The organism is Parasutterella sp. (assembly GCF_057870745.1).
In genome coordinates this window covers 1-15,070 of sequence record NZ_DBMALT010000028.1, presented here as the reverse complement: position 1 = coordinate 15,070, position 15,070 = coordinate 1, and the positions used below count along the sequence as shown (strand labels likewise).

Genomic DNA, 15,070 nt, shown 5'->3' with positions numbered 1-15,070 from the left:
CCTTTTAGCCTATGTATGAAGCAAAAGGTATGGTGTCGATTGTCGACGCCGCTTATCTCCGGCGCTATTTGCATATCGATGACACGTCTGAAGACTTGTTTCTCGAAGAGCTGGGCCGATCGGCCACGGAAAATCTTGAGCATCGTCTGAAAAGACACATCATTGCCCGAGACGAAGGTGATTCCGATGCGGTGTGCTCGGACAAGGAAGACGTGCCGGCTGCACTGCGTGTTTGGGTCGGCGCCTCTGTTGCTTTTGCTTATGCAAACCGCGAGTCCGACAGCGAAAAAACTTTCAAGAGCACTCCGTTCTTTGAGCGGATGATTGATCCGTGGAGGACTTACAAGTGATCGAACCTTTATCCGGACAACTGAATCGGCGCTGTTCGATTTACTCGGCCCGGCTCATGTCAGACGGCAAAGCGGGTCAGTCTACTAAACGGACGCCTCTTTGGAGTTGCTGGTGCAAGGTGGAAGTGATCGGCGGGTCGGTCTTCTGGGAGAACGTCCAGACAGACGAAGCCGTCACGCACCGGATCTTTATCAGAAGCGTCAAAGGCAAAAGCAGGCCTCAGGATCTGCCTCGCCTGATCGAGCTTGAATGCGCGGGCTACTGGTATCGGGTCAAGCGAGTGACGGACTGCAACAGTGCCGGTCGGTTCACGCTGCTGGAATGCGAGGTGCTTAATGCAGCCGTTAAGAATTGAAGCGAGGTTTGCGAGACCTTTGAACTTTGCCGACTTCGATAAAAAGTCGATGAGGAAAGGTTTTACTCAGGTCGGCCGAGACGTTTCCAAGATTGCAAAGAAGCTGGTCAGCAAAAAAGGAGTATCTGCTGCCGGAGCTTATCCGGGAAAGCAAACAGGGATATTCCAGAAAGCAATTTCCTACAAGGTTTCCCGCTCCGGTTTCTCGGTGGCGGTGAAGCCCTACGGAAAAGGCAAGCAGGTTTCTGCAGAACTGAAAAGACGCGGGTTTTATCCCGCGTTTGTCGTCTTTGGCCACGCAGGACCTAAACGCAGTAAGCGAACACGTGCGCACCGCAAACAATCCTATGAGGCAAAAGTGGCTAAGCCGCGTGCCAATCCAGTCTCGGCCGCTGCCGAAACCTATGGCCGTACCCGCTTTCAATCGGTCGTGGGGCAGATCCTCGAAAACGCCTTTAAACCGGGCCCGGTTAGGAGCTTAATGAAGTGAAATTAAAACCCATTATTCAGGAACTGCGGACGCATTGTCCGGGCTTCGAGGGCCGAGTCTTCGGCGTCGGAACGTTTTCCCGGCTCGATGAATCGGTAGCAGCTGAACTGCTTCCGGCTGCATTTGTGATTCCGGTCTCTGAAGATCCGGAAGACCCTGCAGTGATCAACCGTTATAAGCAACAGGTACGGTTCAACTTTGCCGTCATCCTGATGGTGGCCAATACCGAGGATGAACAGGGTTTGACAGCTTGGGAGAAGTCGGTGGATCTCAAAAAGGAAGTGTTTCAAGCCATTTTGGGAGCCGACGATATTCAGGCAGGCAGAGACTGGATCCAATTTGAATCTCTTACCGTCCTGGATCTTAATCGCGCGGCATTGACCGTCCAGTTGGATTTCTCCTGCCAGTACGAAATCAGTGACAGCGAAACCCGTCACGGAGGAGACATCGATCGTCTCGGAAGATTCCTCCGGATGTACACCGATGTCGATGTGATCGGAGACAAGGGACGGCCTGACGGACAGATTGAAGCAAAGATGCACATTAATTTGGAGCAAGAAAAGTGACAATTTCTTTTAACAACATTCCGAGCGGCGTAAGAGTGCCGCTTTTTTATGCCGAAGTAGACAACTCGATGGCCAATACCGCCGTCACGGGCCTTAAAACGCTCTTGATCGGCCGTATGACTCAGGGCAAGGCAACTCCGATGAGACCGGTACTGGTGACCGGCGACAGTCAGGGTAAAGATCTCTTCGGCCGCGGCTCTGAATTGGCCAGAATGAACACCGTTTATCGCAAAAACGACACGATCGGTGAAGTCTGGGCGATTCCGCTGGAAGATCCGACGGTGGGCACCGCAGCTTCCGGCACGGTGACGATTTCCGGAACACCGTCTGTCGGCGGAATTCTGAGCCTGTATGTCGGTGCCGACCGCGTGCAAGTCCCTGTAGGAGTGGAAAATGAGCCGTCTGAAATTGCCGAGGCAGCAGCTGCTGCGATTAATGCCAAGCCTGATCTTCCTGTGACGGCTGCCGCTTCCAAGAGTCAGGATGATGCGGAAGTTGAAGAAGGCTACGTCACGATCAGCGCCAAAAATAAAGGCGCTAACGGCAATGACATCAAGCTTGCCGTCAACGTTCAGGGTTACGGAGCCGGGGAGGAAACTCCTGAAGGCTTAGCCGTCAAGATTGACGCGATGGCGGGCGGTACCGGATATCCGGATTTTGAAGCTCTGGACTTTGTAAAGACAATGGGTGACGAAGCTTACGACTTTATCCTTCTGCCCTACTCCGACGTGTCTTCTTTGGACTATTTCAAAGAGGTTATGAACGATACCTCCGGCCGATGGTCCTACAGCAAACAGGTGTACGGTCATGTCTACACCTGCAAACGAGGCACGATCAACGAGCTGCAGATCTTTGGTAGCGCGCGTAACGATCAGCACGCCACGATCATCGGTGTCGAGCCGGATGTTCCGTCCATGGCCGTTGAGGTGCTTGCTGCTTACGGAGCACAGAACGCGGCCAAAATCTCCATTGATCCGGCGCGTCCGACTCAGACGCTTGAGCTGATCGGAATTACTTCGGCTCCCTACGGCAAGCGCTTTGTGATGGAAGAACGCCAGATCCTGCTCAATAACGGTATTGCCACGCAGTACACGGAAGCCGGTTACATGCGCGTTGAGCGTGCCATTACGACGTATCAGAAGAATCGCTTCGGAGACGCGGATAACTCCTATCTGGACTCTGAGACGCTTCACACGCTCGCCTACATTCTGAGGGCGCTTCGTACTCGAATTACAAGCAAGTACCCGCGCCATAAGTTAGCAAGCGACGGGACACGATTCGGAGCCGGCCAGGCAGTTGTAACTCCTTCCATTATCAGAGGCGAAATTATTTCGCTCTACAAGCAGCTGGAAGACAAGGCCATCGTTGAGAACACTGCGCTCTTTGCGAAATATCTGATCGTCGAGCGAAACAAAGACGATCCGAACCGAGTGGATGTATTGCTGCCGCCGGACCTGGTTAACCAGCTCCGAATCTTCGCGGTTCTGGCTCAGTTCCGACTCCAATTTAACGAATAAGGAATTTAAGAATGCGCATTGCAGGTGTCTGCCATATCACTGTGGATGGCAAAAGTCTGGATATTTCCGGCGGAATGACAATCCCGCTCTCCACGTCCACAAAAGAAACCATTGTGTCGACAAACGGATCGGTCCACTTCAAGGAAACACCGATCGCCCCGTTCATTGACGGAACCTACCTGGTTACGCCGGACTTCCCGATTGAGGATCTGGGCGCCATGACGGAAGGCACGATCGTGGCCGAACTGGCCAACGGCAAGACTTACACGCTCTCCGACGCATGGGTCGAAGGAGAGATGGACTTTGAAAGCGACGGCGGATCGGTGGGCATTAAGTTTGTCGGTCGATCCGGGAGATGGTCATGAGAGAAGAAGTCTACGAATTAGAAGATCCCGTCGATGTTTCCGGAAACAAAGTCTCAATCGTCCGACTTAAACGTCCGGACTTCGATTTGATCTGTGAGCTTGGACTTCCTGCAGATTGCTCGAGCCAGCAGGAGCAGCTCAAACTCCTTCGCGAGTACGTCATCCGGCTCTCGGGTCTACCGAAAGAAACCGTGGGCCGTTTTGGCGTCGCCGACTCGATGGAGCTGGTCTCGAAGGTGGGAAGTTTTTTTACTCGCTCGGACTCAGCGACAAGAAAACGGCCGTAAAGCTGTTCTACAACACGGCGCGTTTTTGGGGCGAGCGTCCGACGGAGCTTGCTCGGGAGCCTTTTACACGAGTCATCGAACTTGCGAAAGAGGCTCTTCGCATTATTGAGGAAGAAAAATCATGGCAGGAAAAGAATACAGCCTCAAGGCGATCCTATCTGCGACGGACCGGATAAGTCCGGTATTAAAGAAGGTTGACTCCAATATCGGCAAAGTCGGCCGCTCTTTTTCTTCTTTTGCTAAGGCATCCGTCTCGCTTGCCACCAAGCTCGCCCTTCCCCTTACGGCGCTCGGCGGTGTCGGAGGTTTCAGCCTGAAGGCTGCGGTCGATAAGTTCACGTCTTTAGGAGACTCTATCGATAAAGCCAGTAAAAGAGCGGGTGTCGGTGTCGAATCCCTGCAGAAGTTGCGTTACGCAGCAGGCCTCGGAGGGATGTCTGCTGACCAAATGGATCAGGCCTTAAGTAAGCTCACGGACAACATGGGCAAAGCTGCCAGAGGCGAAAACAAGAATCTGGCAGCCATCTTCAAGCGCCTCGGAATTTCTCTGAAAGACTCTAAAGGTCAGATCAGGGATGCAGCCGACGTCATGCGAAATTTGGCTCAGGCCGTCAAAAATAATGAATCTCCGGCTGTCCGGATGCGCATCTTGACGGCTGCCTTCGGTGAGGAATTGTCTAAACGGATGATTCCCGTACTCGAAGGCGGAGCTCAGAGTCTGGATGACATGGGCGAACAGGCGTCCAAGCTTGGTTTAGTGATGGACCAAGACATGGTCGCAAAGTCCGCTCATCTGACAGATACGCTGAGCACCTTTTCTCAAGTTGTAGACGGTGTCAGCGCTCAAGTCGGAGCTGCTTTGGCGCCTACGATTGAAGGCATTGTGAGTCGGATGCAGGATTGGGTCGTGGCCAATAAAGATCTGATCGCGCAAAGACTGGACGGCCTCTTTGACAAAGTCTCCAAGGCGATTGCCGAAGTTGATTTTGAAAAAGTGGTTGACGGCGTCTTTGACTTTATTGACGGAGTCATGGAATTTGTTGATTCGGTCGGCGGCTGGGAAAACATCATCAAGGGCTTTGGCGCCCTTCTGGGCGTTTCTTTAGTCGGTGATCTCCTGAGCGTCGGAAAAGAACTCTACGGTGTCGGAGCGGCAGTAACTGCAGCTTTCGGTCCTTGGGGACTTCTGGCCGGCACAGCGATCGGAGCAGGAATTGCTATTTGGAAGAATTGGGATGATATTTTGGCCAAATTTAGTGCCTCTTTCCCGAATCTCTCTAAAGCTCTTTCCGATATTCCCGGCAATTTCACCAGAGGCTGGGATGACGCGACTAAGCAAATCAAGGAACTTTGGGACGGTCTGGTTAAGCGCTGGGAGAGCGTTAAAAACGCGCTTTCTTGGAGCAACATCAAAGGCAACCTGAGAGAGATGGTCGGTCTGTCGAGGACAGAAGCGCCGGAGTCGGCGGCCGCACCTTCTCTTAATCCTTCTGATATTGCCGCGCTTAGCCAAAGAACTCAGAATCCGCAGGCAAGTGAGGTCGATAACCGTTTGGAAGTCACGCTGAAACTGCCTCACGGTTTTTCCGCAGCAGTGGACAAGGTCGATTCCAACGGCGGCTCGATGCGTGCGACCACTCAAAATTACTCTTTTATAGGGGCTGATCAATGAATGCACCTCAATTGAGACGGGCGTCGTTCCGTGGAGTTCCCTTTGAGGTGACCTCCTCTAACCTCTCGATTGGAAGACGTACTCAGACCTTTGAGTATCCTCAAAGGGACGATCCTTTTACGGAGGATATGGGGCGCTCTAAGCGCACGATCAGAATTACGGCCTTCGTCGTGGGTTACGACTACATCGCCCGGATGAAGCGGTTGATTGCGGCCTGCGAAAAGCCCGGCAGCGGACGCCTGATCCACCCTTGGCTCGGATCGATGGAAGTGACGCCGACGGATCTTTCCGCTCCGGTTTTTGAATCGAACCGTGTAGCTTCCGTTTCTCTGACTTTTGTCGAGAGCGGAAAGCTGCAGTATCCGAATGCTCTTTTGGACGTCGGAGCAAAGTGCCTTTCTGCAGCTCAGCTGCTTGTAAATGCTGAGTTCGATGAGTTTGTGAAAACCTTTGATCTGACCGGAGCCCAGGATTTTGTGAAAGAAGCCGTGGGTCTGGATCTGCAGGGGATTTTCAACAGCGAAACCGTTCAATCGGTTTGCGACGCTTTTGACCTGGCCGATGAACTCGCGACACTCTCACACGACGTCATCACGTTAGCTGAAGGCGCCCCTGATGCTCTGTTTAATCGGGTTTTGGACACTTACGGACTGCAGGGATTTGCGTCTACCGTCCACGCGTGGACCGATGTCTCTCACCGCTTCCGTTCCTTAACTCAGAGCTCAGAGCTAAACAGCGCGAAGCCTCAGGCAGTTGCATCCAGGACGACTTCCGAACGGATCGAAAAAGCCAACGCTGCAGGTCAAGCCATGATCAGGGGACTGTCTGTGGCCAACATGGTTGTTGCGGCGTCCGAGATCGGGACAAGCAACGATAGGCTGGATGCTTCAACACCGGTGCAGACAGCTCCCTATGATGACCTAATCGCTGTGAGAAATGAGATTCTGGAGGCGATTGATGAAGAATCCCTGAAGGTCTCTTCGGATCCGATTTATGAAGCGCTGTGTGAGTCTCGATCTGCAGTCTATGAGGCAATTACGCAAAGAGCAGAAAATCAGGCGCGTCTGGTTAGCTTTAAGCCGTCTTCAGTACAGCCGGCCTTGGTGCTGGCTTATGACTATTACGGCGATGCATCCAGAGAAGCCGAAATCGTCGGAAGAAACAAGATCCGACATTCCGGCTTTGTTCCGGCGGTTGAATTGAAACTTTTGAATGAATGAGGCGACGATGAAGATCAATTGGAGTAACTGGATCGTCATTCAGATTTCGGCGTTTGTGCTTTTTCTGTTGATAGGTGCTCCGGCAATAATGTTTTGGGAGCCTCTTTTGAGGGCAGTATTGCACTGGACAGTGTTTCAACTGTTCGGAATAGCACTACCTTAAAGTCTTGAGCAAACACTCCTAAGAGGAAGCCTCCGAAAAGACTGACGATGGCTATTTTCCAGGCTGTTCTGGAAGAAGCCCTGCTGAGCTCTTTAGCCAATTGTTCCGTGCTTTTTTGAAAGTCTTTCCGGATAAGGTCAATGCCGTTAAGCAGGTCTTCCCGGTTCTTATCCAGAAGGTATTCCGGATAAGCAGCCATAAATTCCAGACGTTTTTGTTTCGCTTCGGATAGCTTTTTGTAGCTCTCGACGATGTCCTTTGAGATTTCCGGAGGATTAGTCATATTTAACCTATGCAAGTTAATTCCAAATCAAATAATACGGTAACGCTTTACGTTAACGGCCGAAAGTATGAAAACTGGCTGGATGTCAGCATTACGTGCGCGCTGCAGACGCTGGCGAGAACCTTCACGGTTTCGGCTACCCGCGATAAAGAGGATTTGACACTGGGAGTGAAACCCGGAGACAGTGTTCAGGTTTTTATCGGTGAAGATCGCGTGCTCACGGGGTACATAACGAAGCGCGAAGTTTCATACAACGCTTCCGGATCTTCTATCAGGATTTCAGGTGCCAGCAAGACGGTTGATCTGCAGGACTGCTGCATGCCGATGGAATATCCGGTTTCATATAAAAACCAAACGAATCTTCAGAACCTGCAGTCGGTTTGTCGGACTTATGACATAAAGGTGGTGGACCAAGTGGGGGCAGTCGATCGCAGGAATCTGGAATTTACGAGAACCGAGAAACTCGGAAGTGCCATTCAAAACTACTTGCGCAAAAACGGCCTGCTGCTGACTGATAACGAATTCGGAGATTTGGTAATTGCGGAAGCAGGTTCTGGGGGTTCTTGCGAAGACGCAATTCAATTGGGAGTAAACGTTCTTGAAGGTTCGCATTCTGCAGATTACTCGAAACTTTACAGTGAGTATGTGACGCTGGGGCAGGCGGCCAACGTACTGAGCGAACTTCCTGTTTCTTCTAACCAGTTAAAGGCTGAGGCAACGGATTCAACCGCGACACGCCGCCGATGTTTGGTTCAGTTGGAGAGTGGAAACGCTTCCTCAGAAATTCTGAAAAAACGAGTTGGTGTCTTACAAAGTGTCAGCAGCGGAGAATCTGAGTTCCTTTCTTACACTGTTCAAGGCTGGAGGCAAAGCAGCGGAAATCTCTGGAAGGTAAATTGCTTAGTAAAAGTTTCGGACGATTTGCTGAACATTAACTCCAATACATCATGGGTAACTTCGGAAGTTTCTTATTCTTTGAGCCGTTCCGGAACGACGTGTTCTCTTAAGTTGAAAAAGCCGTTTTGTTACACACTAATGAGAGAGCCGGATGCGAAGAAGATTAAAATTGAAGACGAAGAAATAAAGAAAGACAGCGGGAGAATTCCATGAACAAAATCTGCTTCTTAATAATCGCTTTGAGTTTCTTCCTATCTTCACCGGTAATGGCCGGACTGAAGTGTGACCGCCTCCCAAATGGAGACGCTGCCAACTGTGTTTGGATTGACGGCTATCGTGATCCGATGACGGTCATTACAGCTCCGCCCGCTTCTCCGGCCGTTCAGAAAAAACAGCGTCAGGCCGAATTTGAAGAAGCCCTTCAAAGGGAAGTCGATCACAGAATGTTTACCGAGAATATTTCTTCAGCTCAGGCTATTGAGGACATTCTGGCCGGACGTCCGCGCCGCAAGTAAATAAAAAAATCTTTAGAAACCACCCGTCGCTATGGCGGGTTTATTTTTGTCTAAAAACTATGAATTTGGTTACTGCGCTCATCAATAGAGCCGTTGTCGGTACTAAAAACGGAGCGCGCAAGCTCCGAACACTCCAGATTGAGCTTCTGGACGGCGACGTTCGGCAGCCCGTGGAGCATTTTGAGCCCTATGGATTTACTTCCGAACCGCTGCAGGACGCTGAAGCCTTGGCCGTGTCCTTGGGCGGGGATCGCGACCATACGATTGCGTTGGTGGTCACTGACAGACGATATCGACCTGTCAACCTAAAAGACGGAGAAGTAGTCGTCTTTGATGACTTAGGTCGAAAAGTCTTTCTCTCCAGAGATGGAATAAAAGTTGAAGGAGTGGCCAGTCCGGTGACGGTTAAAACGACGGCGTCTGTCCTAGTGGACGCGCCGCTCACAAAATGCACCGGCAATTTGGAAGTAGGCGGAAACATCGTGGCCGGAGGCGAGGTCAAAGACAAAGGAGGTTCTTTCTCAATGTCCGGGATGCGAGCAACTTACAACAGCCACACGCACAATGGTGGTTCTTCTCCGGACCAAAAGATGTAATCACAGCGAAATTTTTAATTGGTAGAGATCGATGCAGTTTTATCTAAATGGTGCTGAGGCGACCCTAACCGATTTCGCAAGGGATGACTTGGCAAGGGCTGTGGTGAACAGCCTTTTTTCATGGGCGCGAGCAGAAGAAGATGACGAAAGACCCGGTGAATCCAAGATGGGCTGGTGGGCGGATTCTTACTCCGATGAAGGAGATAAGTTCGGCTCCCGGCTGTGGTTGCTGATGCGCTCCAGTCGTACTTCTGAAGATATTGCCTTAGCAGAAGAGTACGCATTGGAGGCCCTGCAGTGGATGCTTGATGACAACATTGCAGCGGAAATTAAAGCAGCCGCTGAGCTCGATAGTTTTGAGCGCCTAAATCTTCAGATTGAAATTGTTCGTCCTGACGGGAAGAGCTTAACAGCTCGTTTCGCGGATGTTTGGAGCGAATTATGAGTTTTGAAAGACCGACGCTGAAGGAAATTATTGAACGATTGGACGGCGAAACGCAGAGCCGGCTTTCGGTTCCTCAGTTAAGACGATCAAACGCCAAAGTATTTGATCGCGTTTTAGCCGGCGCAGCCCATTCGTTATACGGATACATCAGTTATCTGAATAGACAGCAGTTTTTCGATACTGCAGAAAGTGAGTATCTGGATCGGTGGGCATCGATCTACGGATTGCTGAGAAAGAAGGCAACGAGAGCGTCCGGGACAGTTACGTTTACTTTTTCCGCTGATTTGGTAAACGTCCCTGTCGGCACGATCCTTCAGTCCGATGACGGTGTCCAGTACCAAACTACCGGGGCGGTTGCCTCAGACGGAAAAGCCGCCGTGGAAGCATTAAATGACGGTGTTATTGGAAATCAGCAGGACGGCGATGTGCTGACACTGGTTTCTCCGATTATTGGCGTTTTCAGTGAAGTCGAAATTCTTAAGCTCGGGGGCGGCTCGGAAGCTGAAAGTGATGACAGCCTGCGGGCGCGTCTCTTAAGCAGAGTTCGCGAGACTCCGTGCGGAGGAACCTCTTCGGACTACGTTCAATGGGCGCTCGAGGTTCCTGGCGTCACCAGAGCGTGGTGCTTTCCTCAGGAAAAAGGTGAAGGGACTGTTACGGTCCGTTTTGTTTGTGACGGTTATGAAAACATTGTTCCGGACAAAGCAATGTTGGATAAGGTCTTTGCCCACATTGACGGGTTAAGACCTGTGACAGCTCACCTTTATGTTTACGCGCCTGAGATTAAACCGGTCAACATCAAAATATCCGGACTTCTTCCGGATGACGCCGAAGTTAGAGCGGCAGTTCAGCAGGAACTTCGAGATCTATTTGCTCGTGAGGGTGCTCCGGGACAGCGAATTTATCTTTCTCATATCCGGGCGGCAATCAGTGCTGCATTAGGAGAAGAAGATCATACGGTTGTTCTGCCGACGTCCGATCCGATTCCGGACAGCAATAACGAGTTGTTGTCGCTAGGAGAAATCACATGGCAGTAACCGCTCATGAATATGTGGGGATGCTCAAAGAGCTCCTCCCTCCCGGCCCCGCTTGGCCGAGAGGCGATTCAACCAGTCTGTACGCCATGATGTTTGAAGTCTGGAGCACAGAATTGGCCAGAATAGATTCCCGGGCAAACGCTCTGATTAAGGAGGCCGATCCTCGCTTTGCCATCGAGACATTTCTGGATTGGTTGGCTGAATGGGGATTGCCGGATGAGTGTCTCAAACTTTGGGGTGCCACTGACATGCCGACCCTGCGAAGGCTTTTGCTTTGGAAGATGACAACCGTCGGAGCACAAAACAAGCAGTTCTTTATCGATCTGGCAGCGATGTTTGGCTACAGCATCGTAATCGATGAGTTTTACCAATACAACGTGATGAGTCATGTCAACGATGTTTTAGCTGCAGAGAGCTGGCCTCACACATGGCGCGTCAATGTTTTAGGCGGATCAAACAACACACTTCAATGGCACTTAGTGACTGGCGAAGTAAAGGAACCTCTGGCTTGGTGGGGAGACTCCGTTCTCGAGTGTTTGATTAGACGGTACGCGCCTGCTCACACGAAACTTTATTTCGGATATTGGAATCAGGAGAGTTTAGAAAATGGACAGAGTTTACGGAGCTAGGGTCGTTCAAGTGGAGCCCAGCTTTGCAGCGGACGCGCCCTCAGGATACCCGACCGACGGGTCCAGCAGCGGCGGCCAATTGGCGACGGTTCCGACAGCTCCTTGGTACAACGCAGTTACCGAGGAAATTAGAAACGCGATCGTCGGAGGCGGAATAGACCCGGAGAGGAACACCTTAAACCAGCTTGATCAGAGTATTGAGGCAAGACTGGCCGCATTGGAAGAAAAGCTGACCGGTATGATCAATGCTGTATCCGGGAAAGTTGATAAGTTTGAAACCTTTCCGCCGGGATTCATCATTTACACGGGCAATTTTATTAACAGTCCCGTCTGGCTTCTTTGTGATGGTCGTGCTGTGAGCCGCTCCGCTTATTCAGCTCTGTTTGCTGCCATCGGCACAACTTGGGGAGTCGGAAACGGAAGCACGACGTTTAATGTTCCGTACCTATTAGACAGAGTACTTTGGGGTTCTAATGTGCGCCCGGGAGAATATATTGACTCAGGCGCCCCGGGAATTTCCGGCGTAATCGGCGACTTCAATGCCTATGACAACGATACCAGCATGGTGTCAGGCGCCTTCTGGAGAACGTACACACGCAACAACCAAGGCTCCAAATCCGGTTCCCACGACCAACACTTTAAGGTGGAATTTAACGCGAACCGCTGCTCCCCTGTTTATGGACGAACCGGGCATATCCAGCCGCCGGCGAGCCGTGCGCCCGTATACATCCATATTTAACAAGCTCCGAAAGGGGCTTTTTTAATGCCAAAAAAAAACAAACCGCCAAGAGACGCGACCTCAAGGCGGTTTTATTTCGACCTGAATGAGCAGGCAGAAATCATGAAAGTTATTTTAACAAAACATCTTTGGAAATTCTTTATGTTTTTGTTTTCAAAAGAAACTCCGTTAAATGTGCAGGGTGTAATGGCTTCCTGGGGTTGTGCGCTCCTTGTTCTGGCCGGCGCTGTCGGATTTGCCTGTTTTCTAGGCATCTCCTTATATAAATATTTCATTGGAGTATGAAGTTATGAAAAGGCTTTATTACGCGGATGCATCTCCTACACCGCCCTCCCCGCCTCAAAATCCTTCCTACGGCTACCCTCAGGACGGGGATCGTTCAATCGGGAAACTGCCTACAACGTTAGGTGCTTATTGGCACCATATGATCACGGAAGAATTTATGGCCGTGATCGAGGGTGCCGGACTCGAGCCGGATGAAAACAACCTTCACCAGTTGGCTGACATCTTCGAGGATTTCCGATCTCGGGCCACAGCCTCCGAACAATACAAGCTGGCTGCCGAAGCCGCAGCAAATAGAGCTGAAGCGTCGGCCAACGGGGTTGTGACGGAAACTGCAGCAAAAATCTTGGAGATTCAGCAGGCCGGAAACACTCAGATTGCTGCGATTGAAGCCAAGGAGTCAGACGTTCAGGATGACATCGCCAGTGCATTGCAGCAAATGGAATCCGCGCTGTCCGACTATATCGATCAGCTGCAGGCTGAAGGTTCGTCTCAGTCCGTTGCAGTGGTGCAGCAAGCTCAGAGTCTGTTGGCCCAAATTCAGAGTTACGCGTCTCAAGCTCAGAGCGCTGCTAATGCAGCGGCAGCTCAGACTCGTGAAGAAATCATCAATTCTGTAGTTTTGACCACAGAGCAAACGCTATCGGACACAGCTAAAAGCCAGGCGCGAACGAACATCGGCGTTCTTGCTGCGGTCGAAGCTTATCTGGTTGGGATTTTTAAAGAACTTTGTTTGGAAAATGGGGTAACTCAGGCAGAGATTGACGCAATTGAGGCTCAGCAGAACGCCTCGTAAGGAGAAAAAATGTCTTTAGAAGAAGTCAAAAAGAAATATTTACAAGAGGCATTAGGAAAGCCGATTCAAAAATATGGAGTCGATTTGGGAGGCGGACGCTTCACATCCTTGTCTGATGCCGCAGGCTTTTATGCCGAATCTTGCCCGGAACCGGTTACGGCAAAAGTAGAAAAGAAATATCTTCGCTTTGGTTACGTTGCTGAAGAAATTCCGATCGAGGTAATCAAGAAACCAAAAGGATTCTTGGGAAATCGGCAGCTTTACACATTCACGACTCCGGATCTGAAAAACGATAACTTAAAAGTTGATGCTCTGGATAGCCCGTTGATTGGAAAAGTAACCGTGAAGTTTAAGGCGGGTCAAAACTTTGCCATTCGCACAGAGAAGATTAATCAGGCGTTGTATCAAAGTTCAGATGGCTGTTTCTATACGAAACCTAATCTTCCGGAACAAAGAGACGATTTTTGTTTAGAAAAGTATTCAGCTGAAATCAAATCGGAACGTAACGCAAGAATCAGCGACACAGACGATTACGTGAAACTGCCTGATATTACGGTCGCAAGAAGCGCAGGAGCCAAGAGATCAGCGCTGGAAGAGGAAGACCGCACCGAGCTGGAAACATATAGACAGGCTTTGAGAGATTTAACAGAGGCTCAGGGTTTCCCGTTCGTGGCATGGCCTGAGTTTCCCGCGGCTTTGGCTTACGAGCTACAGCAGAAAGTCACAGCTAGACAATCTATGAGAGGAGGTTTTTAAATGACCTTGAAATCTTTAATTCAACGGCTACTCGATAGCCGAACTACTCCGAGTGAGGCGGGGCATTCTGCTATGCCAAGCTCCAGCTACATAACTCCGACTGCTACGGCGGTACAAGCATGGGGACAAATGGCGCAAGGTGTTGCCCCGTTTGATGGGTTTGTAAGAGCCTCAGCTAGAGCGAGTAATACTAGTTCAAATATTCGAGTAACGAACGACACTGCTACAGTATTTGCCCAATCTGAAGGAACAGCAACAGGGCAGACGCAAGGAGTTTTTGTTCCAGTTGCAAAAGGCGATTCTTGGACGGTTTATGGGACGAACAGAGATAATGTTGTTGTGCGCCTTGTGAAGACAATCGGGGGGGGGTATAATCGCTTTGTTCAGAGGGCTGTCCTATGCTTAAAGCCCTTATCCAATTATTTGCCGAGAAGTTTTTGCAAAGCAAAAAGCAGTGGGTCAGCGGCCAAGCCTTCCCTGAATCGAGAATTGAGCTTAGTAGTACGACAAGAGGCTATGTTGCACCAGCGGATGGATACTTCTGTATCTTCCATTCTGGCGGTTCCGGAGGCAATATGCTTTTTGACCTTGATGCAAGAACTGCTACGGGTACGCCGCCTTCAAATCGCCGTGTCCGAGATTGTAGGGTACTTCATAGCGACACTTTCCTGGGCTCCTTTGTCCCTGTTAAAAAAGGGATGTCAGTCTATCTTACGACCGATACAGTCACAGAGCAGGTTTGGTTCTGTCCGACAACGGGTTGGAGTTAACCTTTCCACAGGAGGCGCATTATGCTGAAAAGTTTATTGAGCCTCCTATTATCGAAGTTTTACAGCAAACAGGAATCCGCTTTAGTTGCATCCTTGGCCTTACCAGATAAAAGCGTTAGCACTAGCGTATCTGTAACCGGTGGCCGCAACGAATACGTTGCGCCCAACGATGGATATTTGGAATTCATAACAACAGTAACAAACAACGGTATCAACGTGTATGGGCAGGTTTTACAGACTAGTAGTTCAATCTATAAATACGTTATCAATTAAGTAAATGCGGACTCGATGTCTTCAAGCTTCCATTTCCAGCGGTAGATCACCGGTTCCGCATTCACT

At 50.4% G+C, this 15,070-nt stretch carries 21 protein-coding genes; 19 read left to right on the top strand and 2 right to left on the bottom strand.

Translation table 11 applies throughout. The annotated features are described in order from the left end of the window. Nucleotides 1-11 precede the first annotated feature (11 nt). The 9 genes from ACZND6_RS08525 (at nt 12) to ACZND6_RS08485 (ending at nt 6,823) form a co-directional block, all read left to right on the top strand. Complete coding sequence (locus tag ACZND6_RS08525; protein WP_489524559.1) at nt 12-350, top strand: head-tail connector protein; 339 nt, start codon at nt 12-14, stop codon at nt 348-350. Beyond that, a complete protein-coding gene (locus tag ACZND6_RS08520; protein WP_412650995.1) occupies nt 347-706 on the top strand; it encodes a phage head completion protein in 360 nt (119 codons plus the stop codon). The genes ACZND6_RS08525 and ACZND6_RS08520 overlap by 4 nt, the downstream gene beginning before the upstream one ends. Then, the gene (locus ACZND6_RS08515; RefSeq protein WP_418578926.1) at nt 687-1,196 is read left to right on the top strand and encodes a hypothetical protein; all 510 of its coding nucleotides are present in this window, start codon (nt 687-689) and stop codon (nt 1,194-1,196) included. Before ACZND6_RS08520 ends, ACZND6_RS08515 begins: the two co-directional genes overlap by 20 nt. Continuing rightward, nucleotides 1,193-1,762: a phage tail terminator protein gene (locus tag ACZND6_RS08510; protein ID WP_418578928.1), complete on the top strand. Its 570-nt coding sequence runs from the start codon at nt 1,193-1,195 to the stop codon at nt 1,760-1,762. The genes ACZND6_RS08515 and ACZND6_RS08510 overlap by 4 nt, the downstream gene beginning before the upstream one ends. Next, nucleotides 1,759-3,279, top strand: a complete 1,521-nt coding sequence (locus ACZND6_RS08505) for a phage tail sheath C-terminal domain-containing protein (protein WP_412650998.1) — start codon at nt 1,759-1,761, stop codon at nt 3,277-3,279. The genes ACZND6_RS08510 and ACZND6_RS08505 overlap by 4 nt, the downstream gene beginning before the upstream one ends. 11 nt (nt 3,280-3,290) lie before the next feature. After that, complete coding sequence (locus tag ACZND6_RS08500; RefSeq protein WP_412650999.1) at nt 3,291-3,644, top strand: phage tail tube protein; 354 nt, start codon at nt 3,291-3,293, stop codon at nt 3,642-3,644. Continuing rightward, a complete protein-coding gene (locus ACZND6_RS08495) occupies nt 3,641-3,931 on the top strand; it encodes a hypothetical protein (protein WP_412651000.1) in 291 nt (96 codons plus the stop codon). The genes ACZND6_RS08500 and ACZND6_RS08495 overlap by 4 nt, the downstream gene beginning before the upstream one ends. A gap of 121 nt (nt 3,932-4,052) precedes the next feature. Then, a complete protein-coding gene (locus tag ACZND6_RS08490) occupies nt 4,053-5,603 on the top strand; it encodes a phage tail tape measure protein (RefSeq protein ID WP_489524558.1) in 1,551 nt (516 codons plus the stop codon). Further along, nucleotides 5,600-6,823 carry a DNA circularization protein gene (locus tag ACZND6_RS08485; RefSeq protein WP_489524557.1) on the top strand — a complete coding sequence of 408 codons (1,224 nt, stop codon included), beginning with the start codon at nt 5,600-5,602 and terminating at the stop codon, nt 6,821-6,823. The genes ACZND6_RS08490 and ACZND6_RS08485 overlap by 4 nt, the downstream gene beginning before the upstream one ends. 35 nt (nt 6,824-6,858) lie before the next feature. Here ACZND6_RS08485 and ACZND6_RS08480 read toward each other — a convergent pair whose 3' ends face one another. Beyond that, nucleotides 6,859-7,185 carry a hypothetical protein gene (locus tag ACZND6_RS08480; protein ID WP_489524556.1) on the bottom strand — a complete coding sequence of 109 codons (327 nt, stop codon included), beginning with the start codon at nt 7,183-7,185 and terminating at the stop codon, nt 6,859-6,861. A gap of 93 nt (nt 7,186-7,278) precedes the next feature. Between ACZND6_RS08480 and ACZND6_RS08475 the strand changes: the two genes are divergently transcribed. The 10 genes from ACZND6_RS08475 to ACZND6_RS08430 all read left to right on the top strand — a co-directional run bounded on the left by ACZND6_RS08475 (nt 7,279) and on the right by ACZND6_RS08430 (nt 13,961). Further along, nucleotides 7,279-8,379: a phage baseplate assembly protein gene (locus ACZND6_RS08475; RefSeq protein ID WP_489524555.1), complete on the top strand. Its 1,101-nt coding sequence runs from the start codon at nt 7,279-7,281 to the stop codon at nt 8,377-8,379. Continuing rightward, nucleotides 8,376-8,681 (top strand): hypothetical protein, encoded by a 306-nt coding sequence (locus ACZND6_RS08470; RefSeq protein WP_489524554.1) that lies wholly within the window; start codon nt 8,376-8,378, stop codon nt 8,679-8,681. Before ACZND6_RS08475 ends, ACZND6_RS08470 begins: the two co-directional genes overlap by 4 nt. A 59-nt stretch (nt 8,682-8,740) precedes the next feature. Next, nucleotides 8,741-9,277 carry a phage baseplate assembly protein V gene (locus tag ACZND6_RS08465; protein WP_489524553.1) on the top strand — a complete coding sequence of 179 codons (537 nt, stop codon included), beginning with the start codon at nt 8,741-8,743 and terminating at the stop codon, nt 9,275-9,277. Nucleotides 9,278-9,308: 31 nt separating this feature from the next. Beyond that, nucleotides 9,309-9,722, top strand: a complete 414-nt coding sequence (locus tag ACZND6_RS08460; RefSeq protein ID WP_370856340.1) for a phage GP46 family protein — start codon at nt 9,309-9,311, stop codon at nt 9,720-9,722. Continuing rightward, a complete protein-coding gene (locus ACZND6_RS08455) occupies nt 9,719-10,759 on the top strand; it encodes a baseplate J/gp47 family protein (RefSeq protein ID WP_489524552.1) in 1,041 nt (346 codons plus the stop codon). The genes ACZND6_RS08460 and ACZND6_RS08455 overlap by 4 nt, the downstream gene beginning before the upstream one ends. After that, a complete protein-coding gene (locus ACZND6_RS08450; protein WP_489524551.1) occupies nt 10,750-11,388 on the top strand; it encodes a YmfQ family protein in 639 nt (212 codons plus the stop codon). Before ACZND6_RS08455 ends, ACZND6_RS08450 begins: the two co-directional genes overlap by 10 nt. Further along, nucleotides 11,366-12,127, top strand: a complete 762-nt coding sequence (locus tag ACZND6_RS08445) for a phage tail protein (protein ID WP_489524550.1) — start codon at nt 11,366-11,368, stop codon at nt 12,125-12,127. The genes ACZND6_RS08450 and ACZND6_RS08445 overlap by 23 nt, the downstream gene beginning before the upstream one ends. 102 nt (nt 12,128-12,229) lie before the next feature. Further along, on the top strand, nt 12,230-12,412 hold the full coding sequence (locus tag ACZND6_RS08440; RefSeq protein ID WP_489524549.1) for a hypothetical protein: 183 nt from the start codon (nt 12,230-12,232) through the stop codon (nt 12,410-12,412). Between the two features lie 4 nt (nt 12,413-12,416). After that, complete coding sequence (locus ACZND6_RS08435; RefSeq protein WP_489524548.1) at nt 12,417-13,205, top strand: hypothetical protein; 789 nt, start codon at nt 12,417-12,419, stop codon at nt 13,203-13,205. 9 nt (nt 13,206-13,214) lie between these two features. Further along, entirely contained in the window at nt 13,215-13,961 is a 747-nt protein-coding gene (locus ACZND6_RS08430; RefSeq protein ID WP_489524547.1) for a phage tail assembly chaperone, read from the top strand. 419 nt (nt 13,962-14,380) lie between these two features. On the opposite strand, the gene ACZND6_RS08425 is transcribed toward ACZND6_RS08430, so the two are convergent. Continuing rightward, entirely contained in the window at nt 14,381-14,515 is a 135-nt protein-coding gene (locus ACZND6_RS08425) for a hypothetical protein (protein ID WP_489524546.1), read from the bottom strand. Between the last annotated feature and the right edge of the window lie 555 nt (nt 14,516-15,070).